This window comes from Capnocytophaga sp. G2 (assembly GCF_035282625.1).
Taxonomy (GTDB): Bacteria; Bacteroidota; Bacteroidia; order Flavobacteriales; family Flavobacteriaceae; genus Capnocytophaga.
Genome location: NZ_JAYKBU010000002.1, coordinates 43612 through 60943 on the forward strand (window position 1 = coordinate 43612; position 17332 = coordinate 60943).

General features: G+C 38.2%; 17 protein-coding genes. 9 read left to right on the top strand and 8 right to left on the bottom strand.

The window, feature by feature from the left end:
* The first annotated feature begins 79 nt into the window (after positions 1 to 79).
* The 3 genes from creD to VJJ03_RS01775 all read left to right on the top strand — a co-directional run bounded on the left by creD (position 80) and on the right by VJJ03_RS01775 (position 2875).
* Positions 80 to 1432 carry a cell envelope integrity protein CreD gene (gene creD / locus VJJ03_RS01765; RefSeq protein WP_416377839.1) on the top strand — a complete coding sequence of 451 codons (1353 nt, stop codon included), beginning with the start codon at positions 80 to 82 and terminating at the stop codon, positions 1430 to 1432.
* A gap of 383 nt (positions 1433 to 1815) precedes the next feature.
* Entirely contained in the window at positions 1816 to 2598 is a 783-nt protein-coding gene (gene surE / locus VJJ03_RS01770) for a 5'/3'-nucleotidase SurE (protein ID WP_009746515.1), read from the top strand.
* On the top strand, positions 2585 to 2875 hold the full coding sequence (locus VJJ03_RS01775; protein ID WP_009746514.1) for a hypothetical protein: 291 nt from the start codon (positions 2585 to 2587) through the stop codon (positions 2873 to 2875). The genes surE and VJJ03_RS01775 overlap by 14 nt, the downstream gene beginning before the upstream one ends.
* A 263-nt stretch (positions 2876 to 3138) precedes the next feature.
* On the opposite strand, the gene VJJ03_RS01780 is transcribed toward VJJ03_RS01775, so the two are convergent.
* From VJJ03_RS01780 to VJJ03_RS01805, 6 genes are all read right to left on the bottom strand, one after another.
* Entirely contained in the window at positions 3139 to 4773 is a 1635-nt protein-coding gene (locus VJJ03_RS01780; protein WP_323973455.1) for a mucoidy inhibitor MuiA family protein, read from the bottom strand.
* Between the two features lie 47 nt (positions 4774 to 4820).
* Positions 4821 to 5243 carry an META domain-containing protein gene (locus tag VJJ03_RS01785; RefSeq protein ID WP_162859678.1) on the bottom strand — a complete coding sequence of 141 codons (423 nt, stop codon included), beginning with the start codon at positions 5241 to 5243 and terminating at the stop codon, positions 4821 to 4823.
* A gap of 11 nt (positions 5244 to 5254) precedes the next feature.
* Positions 5255 to 5602, bottom strand: a complete 348-nt coding sequence (locus tag VJJ03_RS01790) for a DUF4298 domain-containing protein (RefSeq protein ID WP_323973458.1) — start codon at positions 5600 to 5602, stop codon at positions 5255 to 5257.
* A 57-nt stretch (positions 5603 to 5659) separates the two neighbouring features.
* A complete protein-coding gene (locus tag VJJ03_RS01795) occupies positions 5660 to 6304 on the bottom strand; it encodes a suppressor of fused domain protein (protein ID WP_323973460.1) in 645 nt (214 codons plus the stop codon).
* Positions 6305 to 6365: 61 nt separating this feature from the next.
* A complete protein-coding gene (locus VJJ03_RS01800; protein WP_009746509.1) occupies positions 6366 to 7586 on the bottom strand; it encodes an ABC transporter permease in 1221 nt (406 codons plus the stop codon).
* Positions 7587 to 7652: 66 nt separating this feature from the next.
* On the bottom strand, positions 7653 to 8813 hold the full coding sequence (locus tag VJJ03_RS01805) for a cysteine desulfurase family protein (protein WP_323973462.1): 1161 nt from the start codon (positions 8811 to 8813) through the stop codon (positions 7653 to 7655).
* Between the two features lie 108 nt (positions 8814 to 8921).
* Here VJJ03_RS01805 and VJJ03_RS01810 point away from each other — a divergent pair, with 108 nt between their 5' ends.
* From VJJ03_RS01810 to VJJ03_RS01830, 5 genes are all read left to right on the top strand, one after another.
* Positions 8922 to 9428, top strand: coding sequence for a hypothetical protein (locus tag VJJ03_RS01810; RefSeq protein WP_040358102.1), 507 nt, complete (start codon positions 8922 to 8924; stop codon positions 9426 to 9428).
* A 319-nt stretch (positions 9429 to 9747) separates the two neighbouring features.
* On the top strand, positions 9748 to 12111 hold the full coding sequence (locus VJJ03_RS01815) for a TonB-dependent receptor (RefSeq protein ID WP_323973467.1): 2364 nt from the start codon (positions 9748 to 9750) through the stop codon (positions 12109 to 12111).
* A gap of 1 nt (position 12112) precedes the next feature.
* Positions 12113 to 12955, top strand: a complete 843-nt coding sequence (locus tag VJJ03_RS01820; RefSeq protein ID WP_040358101.1) for a DUF4249 domain-containing protein — start codon at positions 12113 to 12115, stop codon at positions 12953 to 12955.
* A gap of 75 nt (positions 12956 to 13030) precedes the next feature.
* Positions 13031 to 14296: an aminotransferase class I/II-fold pyridoxal phosphate-dependent enzyme gene (locus VJJ03_RS01825; protein ID WP_323973469.1), complete on the top strand. Its 1266-nt coding sequence runs from the start codon at positions 13031 to 13033 to the stop codon at positions 14294 to 14296.
* Positions 14297 to 14304: 8 nt separating this feature from the next.
* Entirely contained in the window at positions 14305 to 14850 is a 546-nt protein-coding gene (locus VJJ03_RS01830; RefSeq protein WP_323973471.1) for an RBBP9/YdeN family alpha/beta hydrolase, read from the top strand.
* Here the strand turns inward: VJJ03_RS01830 and VJJ03_RS01835 are convergent.
* On the bottom strand, positions 14840 to 15406 hold the full coding sequence (locus VJJ03_RS01835) for a methylated-DNA--[protein]-cysteine S-methyltransferase (protein ID WP_323973474.1): 567 nt from the start codon (positions 15404 to 15406) through the stop codon (positions 14840 to 14842). The two genes, VJJ03_RS01830 and VJJ03_RS01835, sit on opposite strands and share 11 nt — an antisense overlap.
* Positions 15407 to 15444: 38 nt before the next feature.
* Here VJJ03_RS01835 and VJJ03_RS01840 point away from each other — a divergent pair, with 38 nt between their 5' ends.
* Entirely contained in the window at positions 15445 to 16731 is a 1287-nt protein-coding gene (locus tag VJJ03_RS01840; RefSeq protein WP_323973476.1) for a replication-associated recombination protein A, read from the top strand.
* Here VJJ03_RS01840 and VJJ03_RS01845 read toward each other — a convergent pair.
* Positions 16725 to 17258, bottom strand: coding sequence for an acyl-CoA thioesterase (locus VJJ03_RS01845; RefSeq protein WP_009746499.1), 534 nt, complete (start codon positions 17256 to 17258; stop codon positions 16725 to 16727). The genes VJJ03_RS01840 and VJJ03_RS01845 overlap by 7 nt on opposite strands.
* Positions 17259 to 17332 lie beyond the last annotated feature (74 nt).

Genomic DNA, 17332 nt, shown 5'->3' on the forward strand with positions numbered 1-17332 from the left:
AGAAACTAATGACAAATCTTACTAAAAAACCTAAACAACTAAAACCCTATAACTCTGTAATTCTTAAATTTTTATAATAATGACAACACAGAAATCAACCTTTGCAACGCTGTTGCAATCCAATACCTTTCGGATGTTGCTGATAGGTGTACTGACATTACTTTTGCTTATTCCTTTGTTCTTTGTCAAGGAATTAGTTTCCGAACGGAAATACCGACAACGTGAAGTGATCCGAGAAATAGATAGCAAATGGGGAGGCTTTGTTTTTTTCTATGGTCCTGTGCTGAAGGTACCCTATAAGGAATACCATTCTGCAAAAAGAACATCTTTCAGTAGGAAGTATGCTTATTTCTTTCCTGAGGTACTTAAGAACACCTCTGAGGTAAAAACAGAGGTGAAAAAGCGTAATAATTATGAGTCAGTGGTATTTACCTCTACGATGGCTTTTACAGGTAAGTATGTAACTCCTGATTTTTCTCCTAAGGGAATCTTGGAGGATGATATAGAGTGGGAAAAAGCTACCATTATCATTCGTACCACCAATCTTTCTAGCATTAAGAATGGGGTTTTTATACATCTTGCGGGAAAGGATTATCCTTTTGAGCCTGTATATGAACAGAAGGTAGAGCAGGATTATATTTATGATGAAAAAGATGGCTATCAAGCCAATGAGATGGCTTCCTTGGAAACGGGTTTTATTAATCTGAAAGAAGTCCTCTCTGATTCCTCTTTCAGTCTTACTATTGAATATGATGGGAGTAAGAGAATAGCGATTGTTCCTATAGGGAAGACGACCGAAAGTACTATTTCCTCTAATTGGGCAAATCCGAGTTTTACGGGAGATTTTCTTCCTTATGATAAGCAGATTACGCCTGAGGGCTTTACCGCTTCATGGCGAGTATTGCATCTGAATCGTCCCTTTTCGCAACAATCCTTTGAAGGTTTACCTAATATAGGGGATTATACCTTTGATGTGAACTTTATCATTCCTGTAGATGAGTATCAACAGAATGAGCGAGCAGTAAAGTATGGCTTCTTAGTGATAGGACTTACCTTCTTGATATTCTTTTTGATACAGAGTATTAGTAAAATAAAAATTCATATCTTTCAATATACTATGATAGGTTTGGCGCTAGTGCTTTTCTATACTTTGCTTATCTCCATTACAGAGCACAGCAGTTTTAGTTTGGCTTATTTTATTTCTTCAGTGATGACGGTAGGGCTTATTAGCTTGTATTCGGTGGCTATTCTAAAGAATAAGAAATTCCCCACTTTTATCTGTATTTCTTTAGCTGCCTTATATGGGTTTATTTATGTGATTATTCAGATGGAAAATTATGCTTTATTGGTAGGGAGTATAGGGCTCTTTGTTATTTTGGCAACCGTGATGTATGCTTCCAGAAAAATAGACTGGAACCAACAGAATGATTAATGAGCAATGGTTAATGACTAAATTTTAGCAAACTCTATAATACATTGGCACTAAAAACTCCTTCACTCTATTGAGCGAGGGAGTATTAGTTATTATAAAGATTCAATGAGTTATAGAAGAATTAGTCATCCGAATTACAGTTAATCACACTTAGCGTACGAATAAATATCAGAATACCTTAACCTTAATTTTTTCATTTTCAAGGATGAATAGCAATCCGACTTTATCTTACTAATGTTAATTTTTTTATAAACTATTTTTATTTGATTATAATAAACGACTTTTGTTTTTTGAATTTAAGAAAGAAAAGAAAAAAATAATCATTAATCATTGGGCATTAATCATTATTTTGTATTTTTGCACCACTGTTTTTAGAAAAATATATGCAAAAGCCCTTAATACTTATCACCAATGACGATGGTATCACCGCTCCTGGTATCCGTACACTTATACAGGTGATGAATGATTTAGGAGGAGAGGTAGTGGTGGTGGCTCCTGATGCTCCACAGAGTGGTATGGGACATGCTATTACTACCACTTCTTCCTTGTTTTGTGAGCGTGTACATACAGATAGTGGTGCACAAGTGGAATATCGTTGCAGTGGAACTCCTGTGGATTGTGTGAAAATTGCCAAGCATGAGATACTTAACCGTAAGCCTGACCTGTGTGTAAGTGGTATTAATCACGGTGCCAATTCTTCTATTAATGTCATTTATTCAGGTACTATGAGTGCCGCTGTGGAAGCAGGGATTGATGGGATTCCTGCTATAGGTTTTTCTTTGTTGGATGTAAATTGGGATGCAGATTTTTCCCAATGTACGAGTTTTGTAAAGGATATTGCCCTGAATGTACTTAGCAAGCGACTTCCACAAGGGGTAGTCCTGAATGTTAATATTCCCAAACTTCTTAAGAAGGATATTAAAGGAATAAGGGTATGTAGGCAGGCACGAGCTCACTGGGAAGAAGAATTTGACCATCGTACCAATCCGTATGGACGTGATTATTATTGGCTTACAGGTAAGTTCATTAATGAAGATGAAGGTACTGATACCGATATTTGGGCACTAAATCACGGTTATATATCTGTAGTTCCTGTACATGCTGATCTTACTCATTATCCTACTGTAGAACACCTTAATTCATGGAATTTCAATGAGAAAATATAAATACAAAGAGACCGGTATCGGTTTTTTAGTGGGGCTTATAGCCAATGTTTTAGGTATATTTCTTTGGTGGTTGATTTTTTCTCCTGTTGATATAGAAACTACTTTTACTTTTGCCTTAGAAGAAAAAACTCTGGGAGCTATTATTGGTTTAGGGGCTATTCTGAACCTTGTGGCTTTTTTTGCTTTTATTCGCTTAGGGCATGACTTAAGAGCAAAGGGGGTTCTTTTGGCTACCTTCTTAAGTGCCTTTGTGATTCTCTTTCTGAAGTTCTGGTAAGAAGAGATTGTTAGGTTGTTATCTGTATAAAATAGAGAATTTTAGAGAGGTTTCTTGCTACTACTTCCTGGATAAGAAACTATAGGGAAGTGACTATAATAATTAAGTAAATCATGCAGGTATTCAGTAAGATGAATTGAAGGAGCTATCCTTGATACAAGGAAACCCTAATCAAAGGCTCTATAGATGTCTTAAAGAGGAAAAAATAAGGAATCCATATTAAATAGATTAAATAGATTCCTTATTTTTTCTTTTACTTAGAATTAAAGATTTCCAATAAATCTGTCCTTGGGGTATTTCACTTTATAGCTTAGGCGAAAAGTTTTTGTCTCATTTGGCTTAAGAGATACCTCCCAAGTGAGGATATGTGTTTTCTCATCAACAGAAGCTTTGGAACTTTCTAAGAGTTCTACTTCTATTGATTTATCAGTGGAAATAGGATATTGGTCTTTGAGAACAAGTTCTGCTTTCTCTTTCTTATTATTGCGTAATATAATATCATAAGTGAATATCTGCTCTCTATTACCTGAGATAAATTTTGTTTGAGACTTATCCGTGATTTTCTCACGTTTTACACTAATTTTCCTATCGTTCCCCATGGTTACATTGAGTGTCTGATAAGTTTGGTTAGGGTCTATATAGGTTTTCCCTACATATAAGCCTTCAAATACGATGTTTGCTTCTCCTACTAAGAGATTATACTTGGAATAATCCTCTATGGCAGCTACTAAATACACTTCCTTATCCACGCGAGGAGCAGTATAGTACTTATAGTTTGCCTTTAAGTCAAATTCCTGTAAGGAGACACTATGCGCCTTGCCATTGGAAGGAATATCATAGGGCGTATCTATATCAAAGGATACATTCAGTTGATTTTCAGCAATCTCTACATATTCAGAAACGGAGGATTCTGCCAAATCCATTTTTTCCACATCGGCTCTTTCCAAGCTTGTTACTTCAGCAACGTCTGATCTCACTTTTGCTAAAGGAGCTCTATTACTTGCCATGTTATCATCCTTATTAGCTCTTCCAAAGTATAAGTACCATGATTGGAGAATAGGGAATTGGTTACTCTTGTTTGGGTTTCCACTGGAGAGGGTGAGTTTCACTCCTTTCCAGTCTATTCCTGTTCTCTGAGATATTTGTCCTTTGTAAAGGAGATGAATAGGAGCTGAGAGTTTTTCAGCACGGAGTTCATAGAACGGATGCCAAGTGGCACGGTTGGAGATATAGCTTACTTGGAAATCTGCTTTTTGAGCTACAGGGGACATTAACTGAAGGATAATTTTTCCATTAGAAAGTTTCTCTTGCTTGGAGGTATTAATATCCAGCTTAGCATTGAGCTTAGTAATTGCCTTGGTAAGTTGCTCTTCTTTTTCCTTGATAACATCTATACTATTGAGTAATTCTATACGTTTGGTGGTATAATAGTCAGTTACTTTAGGAATATCAGCAATAGAGGTACCGTCTTGTTTTCCTTTGAGTGCATCATTATCATCCAAGAGTCGGATGGTTTTTTCCTCTGTATAACGTTGGTTATTCAGCTTTTTAAGTTGTTTTTCCAATAGAGCAAGGCTATCCTGTACACGCTTTAGAGCAGGAGTGTTTTTTTCATGCTCATATTCATCCAGATAGCGGGAAGTGAATTGTGCTGAGAGTACTGTTACATTGGAGGGAGCCATCACGCGTATAGTTTCTTCCGAGAGAGAATTGGCAACGTTTTTAATTACCAATTCACTAGTTCCCTTAGGAATATTTGCCGAAGCCGTATGGGTGAGGTCTACTCCTGTAAAATATACAGTAGCTTGTTTTATTTTAGCTTGGGTAAAAATAGGCTTCTCCTGTGCCATAATAGGCAAGGAGAGGACTATAAAAGCTGAAAAAAATAGAAATTTCATAATCGTTAATGTTAGTCAAAGGGTATGGGATTATGATTTTCTTGCTCCTATTGTTTGTCATTCTTTTTGAAGGATAGGAGTTTTTCTCCTTGTTGAGAGAACAAATGAAGTTCTCCTTCCTCTACTTTATAGGTAGCTACTTCCTTTAAAGCTTGATTAAAGGCATCAGCAACTTCTATGTGTTCACAATACATGAGTGTTCCCGCTACTCCTCCCAATAGAAAATCCTTATCAGTAATTTTCTGGATAGCTCCCATATAACCATTACAAGAGTCATTGCCAGATATTTTATGATCTTCTATATCAATATCAAGGGTTGGAGGGGTTACCTTATCAGAAATTGCATTTCCCTTGATCTGGGTAGCTTCCCAATGTCCATTTAAAACTTCTTCAGAAGTTTTAGAGAGTTGATTGCCACAGGATTGCATAAGAGTCATTCCTAGCATAAGTACAAATAATTTAAATTTCATTATATTTTGGTTTAAGATTTCCATTTTTTCTTTTCTATGGTTTGTAAAAGTTCTTGATAAGCATCAGCTATGTGGAATTGGTCGCCAATAGCATCAAAGATAGCATCCTGAGTAAGTACCCATTGGGGGACATCTTCAGGAATTTTTCCTGCATTGCTATCAAAATAATCATTTCGCCATAGTTCACTATCATAATAAGAGACTAAGGAGTCAAAGTCTGACTGAAGCGCTTTCCATTCCTCTAGGAGTGCTTCTGCTTTAGAGAGTGTCTGCTCCACTTGGCTAAGGATTTCACCCATACGACAGATATTTTCATATCGTTCTTCGGGGTGTTGTTTGTAATAAGTAGCTAAATCCACTTCTTTTAATTATTAATTGTTTTTTAATATAGTTCGTTAGTTGTTGATCACTCCTGATTACTTCCTATCTAAATCAGTGATGAGCAACGGGTTGTCTTTTCTGAGGTGTCCCATAAGCTCTTCTACTTTTCCTATGGAAAAATCCTTCTTAAGCATTTGGAATTCCTGTGAGGTAATACCTACCGCTTGTAGGAATTGTACAGTACCATGAGGAGTTTCTATTTCCCCTAATTCAGGGTCAAGGACAAAAGCTACTGCTATGAGCTCTGTATTATAGTCTAAGCGTATAGGACTATTGGCAGGGAATACATGATAAGGCTCAAAGTAATTTCCAGAAGTAAAGACATACTTGGCTATATTTTGTAAGAAATTTATTGCCCAAGTTACATTCTTATCGCCTGTTTTCTTTAGGCGGAAGGTAAGTTCAAAGCCAAAGCCACTATAGTCGCCTCCTGCAGATTTCTCATCATAATACAAATTGGAAAATCCATAAGTAACAAAATGGAAATGAGGTTCTTGCTTATCACTCTGATAGACACTTATCCCGTCCAAGTAAGAATCACCTCCCAGCGATGCAGGAAAGTCGGGGGCGTAGTGTGTGGGTTCCTGATTGGGGTAAAGGGCATCCACAACCTCATCAATGACATCCCAACCTACGGCATCTTCTTCTGAAAATATTTTTTTATAAGTATCTAAATCCACGTTTTTTATGGTTAATTATCAATAGTTAATCAATATTTAAGTCTTTTGTCATGAGTCATTATTATTCATATCTAAGGGCTGTAATTGGCTCTAAATCGGCAGCCTTACGAGCAGGATACCACCCGAAGAATATTCCTGTAATAGTACATACCAAGAACGAAATCACAATAGAATAAAAAGTAATACTTACAGGCCAGCCTATAAAAGTATTCACTATATAAGTAGCTAGTAATCCTATGAATACCCCTACGACCCCTCCTGTAATACTAATCAGTACAGACTCTATCAAAAACTGCGCCAAAATATCTTTTCCTTTGGCTCCTATTGCCATGCGCAAGCCTATTTCCTTGGTACGTTCCTTTACGGATACATACATAATATTCATAATGCCTATTCCTCCCACAATTAGGGAGATACTTGCGATAGCTACCAATAGCACTGTAAGCATTTCAGAGGTAGAGGAAAAGGTAGAAATTAACTCTTGTTGAGAGAATACGTTGAAATCATTTTCTTGGTCAGCGGCAATATTATGGGTACGTTCAAGGATTGTCTTGACTTCATTGACTGCATTTTCGGATTCAGATTCATTAATTACAGAAGCCACAATGGATTGCAAGTAAGTTTGTGCCAATACTCGCTTTTGTACTGTAGTATAAGGTGCTATAATAATATCATCTTGATCTTGTCCGAAGTTACTTTCTCCCTTAGGCGTTAAAATACCAATGATTTTGAAGGGGATATTCTTAAAACGAATGGTCTGACCGATGGGGGAATCTCCGTCGGGAAAGAGGTTTTTCTGGATAGTTTTTCCTATTATGGCTACTTTGGAAAGGTTATCTATTTCATCTTGACCAAACATAGCTCCTTCCGCCACACTCCATTCACGTATGGATAAGTATTCTGGATTCACTCCATAGATGGAGGTAGGCCAGTTATTGGCACCAGCAATAGATTGTCCGTTTCCGCTAACAACAGGGGTTATATACTTGAGGAGTTTTGCCTCATTCTTTAGAGCTAAGTAATCCGTCATTTTCAAGGATTGCATCTCACTCATGCTCATGCGCACTCCTCCAAACCTACCTGCTCCAGGTCGGATATTTAGCATATTAGTCCCCATTTTGGAGATGCTTTCTTTGATGCTTTTTTTTGAGCCTTCTCCTATGGCAAGCATTGTAATTACAGAGCCTACTCCAATGATAATACCTAACATAGTAAGTAAGGTGCGGGTTTTGTTCAGTAGAATAGCCCGCCATGCAATACGGAATAAGTTATTGAGATTCATGTCCTACTTGAGTAAAAAGATAAAAAATCAGTATATTTAGTTGTGAGTAAAAAAATTATTTTATTCTTAACTATTTAGAAATTCCTTAAGGACTTCTATGGTATAATCAATCTCTTCTATAGTATTAAAGATAGAAAAGGAAAAGCGGATATGAGCATGATTCCATTCTTTTTCAGGGAGTATTGCCCTGAGTACATGAGAACCCTGTGGACTACCACTTTGGCAAGCACTGCCCCTACTACAGGCAATGCCTCGCATATCCAAAAAAATGAGTAATACATCTGCCTTCTTTTCATCCACTGGGAGAGTAAGATTAACGATTGTATAGGCACTTTCTTGAAGGTTATCACTCTGCCCATTGAACCGGATTGAAGGTATTTCCTGGCGGATTTTTTCTATAAAATACTTTTTAAGTCCTTCTATATAAGTACGTTCCTTGTCCAAATGTTGGTAAGCAAGCAAAAAAGCCTCTTCCATGCCTACGATGTTATGAATGCACTCTGTCCCTGCTCGCTTACCTCGCTCTTGTTCTCCACCAAAGAGGAAAGACTTGATAGGCAGTCCCTTACGTATGAAAGCAAATCCTATTCCCTTGGGTCCATAAAACTTATGAGCAGAGGCTGAAATGAAATCAATAGGGAGAGAGGATAAATCAATAGGGTAATGTCCAACTGCCTGTACTGCATCACAATGGAAATAAGCCTTATATTTCTGGCATATTTCACATACTTTTGTCACTGGAAGTATATTTCCTATTTCATTATTCACCAGCATAAGGGATACCAAGACCTTCTCATCGGGGAGAAATTCAGAGAGGAGCCTATTTAGGTGTTCTATATCAGGTGTTCCTTTGCTATTGAGCCTTACTAAAGAAACACGAATACCGTATTCGTCTTCAATAGATTGGACAGTATTCAGTACAGCATGGTGCTCCGTCGGGGAGGTGATAATCTGGGTAATTCCCAGATCACGTACCGCTCCTTTGAGGATCATATTAATGGCTTCTGTCCCACAGGAAGTGAAAATAATTTCAGGGGCAGTAACTCCTAATTCCTTAGCGATATTCTTACGAGCCTTCTCTATAAGAGCCTTTGAAGAACGTCCAAAGTTATGGGTAGAAGAAGGATTTCCAAAAAAAGAAAGAGCGTCACACATTGCTTGCTTTACTTCAGCACGCATAGGAGTGGTAGCAGCATTATCAAAATAGACTTTTTTGTCTAAGTTCATTCTATGAAAATTTTATGCGCAAATGTACGAATTAATTTTCAAAAATAATCATGATTCATAGAGGAAATAATCATTATTATTTGTATTTTTGCCCCATATTTTTTTGGTATGAAATCATATTTATTATTCTTAGGGCTGTGTATATCCTTACTCATGGCATGTAATGATGGTAACTATACGGTAGAGCGTATTACTTTTCAAGGAACAGAACTTTATTCCTGTACAGGGGATACTACCACGACTTTTGTATATAAAACTCAAGGAAAAGAAGCTCTCATCTTGAAATTTCCTAATGGAACACTTTCCAATAAAGTAGATTCTATTTCAGGTAACATAGGAAATGGTTATACCTTATTATATCGTACTTTTGATAATGCTCCTAATAATACTTATTTCTGTACATCTCCTCCATCGGTATCTCCTAAGGTGCTCTCTGAGGTACAGGCACAAGGAGGTACAGTGAGTATAGCCACTCGAAAGATTGTTGATACTGTAGCAGGAACGGTTAAGTATAAGCACTTAATACGTATTAAAGACTTGCTTATCACCAATGAGAATGGCGAGCGCCTCATAGAGCAGAACTTTAACTTAGGTTCTTATCAGACCTCTCGCTAAGATTCTTATGCTCTGTCAGTGTCTTTTCTTGTCATTACAGGGCAGCCTCCATACCTTGTACTATCTTGTGTTCTTCTAAGTTCATTTGGGCTATGAAGGCACTCTCCTTGCATGTTTTTTATGTTAAATTCATTTTGTCTGCTGTGGTGGTAAGTCCTTTTTATTTTTGGAGCATTCGTATTCCTTTTAGGAATAACTTAAAAAGAGAGATTATAGAAATAGAATCTTCCTTAAAAATAGCAGACAAAAAAATATAGAAACTTCTTTTGTTTATTAAGTTTTGTTTATCTTTGCAGTCTCACACTAATAATATTTACTAATGTCAAGTCGCCTTTTATTTTTTTTGTGTATCTTAAACTTTTCTTCTTTATTGGGACAAGGAAAATATACACTGAGTGGCACTATTACCGATGCCAGTAGCGGGGAGAAGCTATTGGGTGTAAATCTTATCATAAAGGGCACCCAAATGGGAACAACCACGAATGCTTATGGATTTTATTCGCTTACGCTTCCAAAGGGTAATTATACGCTTTCTATAGAATACTTAGGCTTTAGGACTATAGAGGAGACCATTTCCTTAAAAGCCAACCAACGCCGAAACTATAAGCTTTCACAGGAGGATATCTCATTGGAAGGAATAGAGATTTCTGCACCGACCACCGCTAAAACAGAAATTCGCTCTCCTCAGATGAGTGTAGCAAGCATTCCTATACAAACTATTAAGAGGCTTCCTGTACTGGTAGGGGAGGTAGATATTATCAAATCCCTTCAACAACTTCCTGGGATAAGTAATGCGGGAGAAGCCTCTTCAGGATTCAATGTACGAGGAGGTGCTGCAGACCAGAACCTTGTTATGCTGGATCAGGCGACCATTTTTAATGCTTCGCATCTCTTTGGCTTTTTAAGTATTTATAATGCAGATGCGATTCGTGATATGAAGCTCTACAAAGGAGGAATACCTGCCCGTTATGGTGGTCGCATCTCGTCCGTGTTGGATGTATATCAGAAAGATGGTAATAATACCCAATTCCATACTACAGGAGGAATAGGAGTACTCTCCTCTCGCTTACTTGCCGAAGGACCTATTGTAAAAGAACGAGCCTCTTTCCTTGTAGGAGGGCGAGCTTCCTATGCACATCTATTCTTGAAACTTACCGATAATAATAATTCTGCTTATTTCTATGACCTTAATACTAAACTCAATTATAAGATTGATGAACAGAATAGCCTATACCTTTCTGGATATTTTGGGAGGGATGTTTTTGATTTGGATCAGGTAATCAAGAATAATTATGGGAATGCGTTGGTGAATCTTAGGTGGAATCATCTTTTCTCTGACCAACTCTTTTCTAATCTTTCCTTGATATATAGTGATTACTATTATGGGCTCAATGTGGATATTTCAGGATTCCAATGGGACTCATGGATAAGGAACTTTAACCTTTTGTATGACTTTAAGCATTATCTATCGGATAGAATGAAGTTTAGTTATGGTGTTCAAGGGACTTATTATGACTTCAATCCAGGAAAGATTACTCCTATAGGGGATTCTACCATTCGCTATAATGCGCTTGCTCATAAGTATGCCTTAGAAATGGGTATTTATGGAGATGTGGAACACAAACTCAGTCATAATATGACCTTCTCCTATGGACTTAGGTGGAGTTCTTTTTATCATTTAGGGAAACGTACGGTGGATAAGTACATTAATGATGAAGCTGTTATCTTCAATGCGCAACAACGTATATATGAACGAGCGACTCCTATAGGAAAAAGAACTTATAAGAGGGGTGAGATTATAGATGTATTTACCCACCTTGAACCCCGCATAAGTATGGCTTATGCCTTTGATGACAATCGTTCTATAAAAGCCAGTTATGCACGTATGGCACAGTATATACACCTGATATCCAACACTTCTTCACCTACCCCTTTGGATGTATGGGCGCCAAGTGATTCTTTCCTAAAACCTCAGTATTCTGACCAATTTGCCTTAGGTTATGCCACCAACTTCAAGAAGGGAGTCTATAGCTTAGAGACAGAAGTCTTTTACAAGACGGTCAAAAACCGGTTGGATTATATAGATGGAGCGAATCTTATCGCTAATGAATCCATTGAACGAGAGGTACTTGCAGGTCATACTCGTGCTTATGGTTGGGAATTACTCTTAAGGAAGAATACAGGTAAGCTTACCGGTTGGCTCTCCTATACTTATTCAAGATCTGAACAACAGACCCCAGGAAGGAAGGCACAGGAAACAGGAATCAATAATGGTCAATGGTATGCTACCGCTTATGATAAGCCTCATAACTTATCCTTAACAGGGACTTATACCTTCAATAAGAAATGGAATGCCAGCGCTGTATTCACCTTACAATCGGGTATTCCTGGAAATTTTCCTGTAGGGAAATACAAATATTTTGGTGTCTATATCTCTAACTATAGTACGCGTAATGCTTATCGTTTGCCTGCATATCATCGGTTAGATGTATCCCTTTCTTATACGCCTCACCCTGAAAGGAAATGGAAATCAGAATGGGTATTTGGGGTGTATAACCTCTATAATCGCTATAATGCAGCCTCTATCTATTTCACAAATAACAGGGATACACACCAGAGCGAAGCCGTTAAGCTCTCCCTCTTTGGTATTGTTCCAAGTATCACATATAATTTTACTTTTTGATATGAAAAAACTTATTTTTACCTCTAAAATATTGCCTTTTCTTTTTATTTTTTCTTCCTGTGAGAAAGTAATAGAATTGGACTTGGATACTCAAGAAAAGGAGTTGGTTGTGGATGCCAATATTGATTGGGAAAAAGGAACTGAGGGTAAGATACAAACAATTAATCTCTCCTACACCTCACCTTATTATAGTAATCAAACTCCAGAAGGAGCAACAGGGGCGAGAGTTTCTGTCTCAGATGACCAAGGAAATACCTTTTCCTTTCCGGAAAGGGAGCAAGGAGTCTATCAGAATCGTAATTTTTCTCCTGTATTGGGAAGGAAGTATACCCTTTCCATCCTTTATGAAGGGAAACAATATGAATCCTCTGATATAATAAGAGAAGTCCCACAGCTCTCCAATAGTAATATAACGCAAACGAATGATGGAGGTTTTACCCATGATGAGATTATATTACACTTGCGCTTTGATGCCAATCCATTGGAAGAAAATAACTTTGTATTGCGTATAAAAGCCTCCTCCGATGGGGTAATTCGCTTATATGGCTTTGATGGGCGCTATTTTGCAGATGGGCACTTTTTTACCCAAATTGTCAGTAGAATCTCCAAAGGAGATGAAAAATTCAAGAAAGGGGACACGGTGGAAATTACCCTTTTTAGGGTTTCTAAAAGGTATAAGGATTTTATCCGCGTTCTTTCCAATAACTCAGCGGATAATGCGGGGCTCTTTACTATTCCTAATCGGGTAAGAGGGAATGTTGTAAATACAACAGATCCTAATAAGAATCCTTTGGGAGCTTTTCGAGTGGCTCAATACTCAAAGATCGTCTACACAATTCAATAATGAATGATAGGGAAATAAGCCTTGATAATTGATATTTATTTTGTACATTTGCATCGTTTTTAAAAAAGGAACATTATGAAAGATTTATTTGAACACATAAGGACTAACAAAGGAAACATCGGGAGATGGGCATCACATGCCGAAGGGTACTATGTATTCCCAAAATTAGAAGGGGAGTTAGGGCCTCACATGAAGTTTCAGGGGAAAGAAATCCTGAACTGGAGCCTTAATGACTACTTAGGACTGGCGAACCATCCTGAGGTGCGCAAGGTAGATGCTCAGACTGCAGCTGACTATGGAGCTGCTTATCCTATGGGAGCTCGTATGATGAGTGGTCATACTACCCTGCATGAGGAGTTAGAGGGCCGCTTGGCAAAATTTGTTCAAAAGGAAGCTTCTTATTTGCTTAATTTTGGTTACCAAGGAATGGTTTCTATCATTGATGCTTTGGTTACTAAGAATGATATTATTGTATATGATGTGGATTCACATGCCTGCATTATAGATGGGGTACGCTTGCATTTTGGAAAAAGATTTACTTATCAACATAATGATATAGAGAGCTTTGAGAAGAATATTATACGTGCTAAGCGCCTAGCTGAAACTACAGGAGGTGGGATTTTGGTTATCACTGAGGGCGTATTTGGAATGCGTGGTCAGCAAGGGAAACTGAAGGAAATCCTTTCTTATAAGGAGAAATATGGTTTTCGCCTCTTAGTGGATGATGCTCATGGGTTTGGTACACTTGGGAAGACAGGGGCAGGAACAGGAGAAGAACAGGGGGTACAGGATCAGATAGACCTATATTTCTCTACTTTTGCTAAATCCATGGCAGGTATTGGTGCTTTTGTAGCAGGCGATAAGGAAATTATAGAGTACCTTAAGTATAACTTACGTTCTCAAATGTTTGCTAAGTCTCTTCCTATGATTTATGTAAAAGGAGGACTTAAGCGCTTGGAAATGTTACAAACTATGCCTGAACTTAAGCAAAAGCTTTGGGATAATGTGCATGCTTTGCAGAATGGACTCAGATCAAGAGGTTTTAATATAGGAGATACCAATACTTGTGTAACTCCTGTATTCTTGGAAGGAAGTATTCCAGAGGCTATGGCAATGGTGAATGATTTACGTGAAAATTATGGCATTTTCCTTTCTATTGTGGTATATCCAGTAATTCCTAAAGGAATGATCCTCTTACGTATTATCCCTACAGCTTCTCATACTATGGAAGATATAGAGCGTACTTTGGAGGCTTTTTCTGCTATACGCAGCAAGCTTGAAGGTGGAATATATCGTGCACAGAATGCAGCCTTAGAAGCGGAAATGGGTGATGAAAAATAAGTTTGATTATGAAAGTATATATTATACATGGATTGAACTCAGCCCCTAATAAGCATTGGTTTGGCTGGCTTACAGAGGTATTGGCTAAGAAGAATGTTCCCTGTAAGTGCTTGGCAATGCCTTGTGCTACAAACCCTGATGCACAGCAATGGCTTGAGTTTCTAAAGAAAGAAATCCAAATGGATGAGCAAACAATCCTTATAGGACACAGTTTGGGCTGTGTAGCTACACTTACATTCTTAGCCAATACAGGAGCGCATGCTTATGCCACTATCCTTGTTTCTGGATTTGATAAACCTATGCAGCGATTACCTCAACTGAACCCTTTTATTGATTTGTATCGAGCACAACCTTCTATAGTTCCCTTGAAGAATTCTTATGTGTTTGCTGCCTTGGATGACAAGAATGTTCCTTATGAGCATATAGATACCCTTGCCCGCCACTTGGAGAGTGTACTGATACGCTTTCCTCATGGAGGTCATTTTAAGGAAGAAGATGGATTTGTTACTTTTCCTCCTCTGCTTGAGAAGATAGAGAATATACTTAATATATAGGGGAAGCAGGCTTTGTCAATATTTCTTTTTGACAAAGTCTGTATTTTTCATCACAAGAGATATGTTCTATTTCTAGGAGTTTCTGTTTGCGCCATAGTCCACAGGAATAACCTGTAAGAGTTCCATTGCTTCCCACTACCCTGTGACAAGGAATCAAAATGACAATTTTATTATGACCATTGGCACCTGCTACTGCTCTGACGGCTTTAGGCTGCCCCATTCTTTGAGCTTGCTCTTGATAAGAAATGTAATTGCCATAAGGGATTTTTAGAAGTTCTTGCCATACTCTTTTTTGAAAATCTGTTCCTATCAAATGCAGAGGGATGGAAAACTGCTGTAGGTCTCCCTGAAAGTATAAGGATAACTCTTCCTCCAAAAGAGGGAAAAGATTGCTCTCTCCCTGTACCAATAAACCTTTAGAGGAATTGATCACCTGCTTAATCTCGGCTGTTAGCCCCTTACTATCGCTAAAATCCAAGAGGAATAATTCCCCTTGTGAGGCTAAGGCAATAAGGTTTCCCAAGGGGGTGTTGAGTTCTTTTTTATACAGTTTCATAAAAGTTTTGAGTTTTAAAATTTTCACTATTTAGTTCAATGATAGATTCACGACCTCTTGCTGAACGTATGCGTCCTGTACGGCTTTCTGATTATATTAGTCAATCTCACCTTGTGGGAGAGGGAGGGGCTTTGCGTATGCAAATAGAAAAGGGCATTACTCCTTCACTTATCTTCTGGGGACCTCCTGGAACAGGAAAGACCACCTTGGCATACATCATAGCAAAGGAGGGGCAGCGAGCTTTTTTCTCCTTAAGTGCTATCAGCAGTGGCATTAAGGAGGTAAGGGATATTATTGAAAAATCCAAGCGAGAGCAAGGGCTTTTCACTCCTAAGAATCCAATTATCTTCATAGATGAAATACATCGGTTTAATAAGACTCAACAGGATTCTCTCTTGGAAGCAGTAGAGCGCGGTTGGGTAACATTGATAGGAGCCACTACAGAAAATCCAAGTTTTGAAGTGATTCCAGCACTTCTTTCACGCTGTCAGGTATATACCCTTCATCCATTTACCAAAGAGGATTTGCTTGCCTTGCTTCATCGTGCGATCTTAGAGGATATTCAGCTGAAAAACAAAAAAATAAATCTTAAGGAGACCGAAGCTCTTTTGCGCCTTTCGGACGGAGATGGTCGTAAGCTCCTCAATACCTTTGAACTTATTGTTAATACCTTTTCAGAAGGAGAGGAAATCCTTATTACCAATGAAAAAGTATTACAGATTGTACAACAGAATACAGTCCTTTATGATAAAGTAGGGGAGCAGCATTATGATATTATTTCAGCCTTTATTAAGTCCATACGAGGGAGTGACCCCAATGCAGCTGTTTACTGGTTAGCCCGTATGATTGAAGGAGGAGAGGATGTCAAGTTTATTGCTCGCAGGATGCTTATCTTAGCCAGTGAGGACATAGGGAATGCTAATCCTATGGCATTGGTAATGGCTAATAATACCTTTCAGGCAGTAACTGTTATAGGCTATCCTGAATCACGCATCATCCTAAGCCAATGTGCTATTTATCTGGCAAGTTCACCTAAGAGCAATGCCTCCTATAAGGCTATTAATATGGCTCAACAGTGGGTAAAACAACAAGGGAACCTTTCTGTTCCTTTGCATTTGCGTAATGCTCCTACTACTCTTATGAAAGAACTTTCCTATGGAAAAGATTATCAGTATGCACATGATTATCCTCACAACTTTGTTTTTCAGGATTTTATGCCCGAAGAATTGCAAGGGAAACGTTTGTATGAACCAGGTGATAATCCTAAGGAAAATGCTTTGCGCAGCTACCTTAAGTCGCTGTGGGGAGAGCGTTATGGTTATTGATGCTCTAAGTCTTGGAAAAAGTCCTGTAATTCACTTGCATCATGGGGCTTAAGTCGTCCTGCAAGGACAAGGCTCAGTTGCTTACGTCTTAAGGCTCCTTGGTAACGTTCTATTTCCAAAGAAGTTTCTGGGATTACTTGAGGTACTTCCACGGGTTGCCCTGCTTTATTGAGGGCTACGAATGTGTAAATTGCCTCATTGGATTTTACACGATTCCCATTTTCAGGATCCTCTACCCATACGTCTATATATACTTCCATAGAGGAGGTGAAGGCGCGGGAAACCATAGCTTCCACAGTTACCATGCTCCCTTGTGGGATCGTTTTATTAAAGGAAACAGAATTCACTGCAGCAGTAACCACTACATTTCCTGAATGACGAACAGCAGCAATAGTCCCCACCCTGTCCATACGTGCTAAAAGTTCTCCCCCAAACATGTTTCCATAATGGTTGGTCTCATTAGGCAATACTAAATCCGTGGAGACAGAGCGAGAGAAAGCTACGGTTTTCGGCTCTAAATTTTTCATTACTACATATTTTTAGGGCGCAAAGGTACAATATTTAGATGAAAAAATAAAAGTAAAATATAAAGTAAAAATAA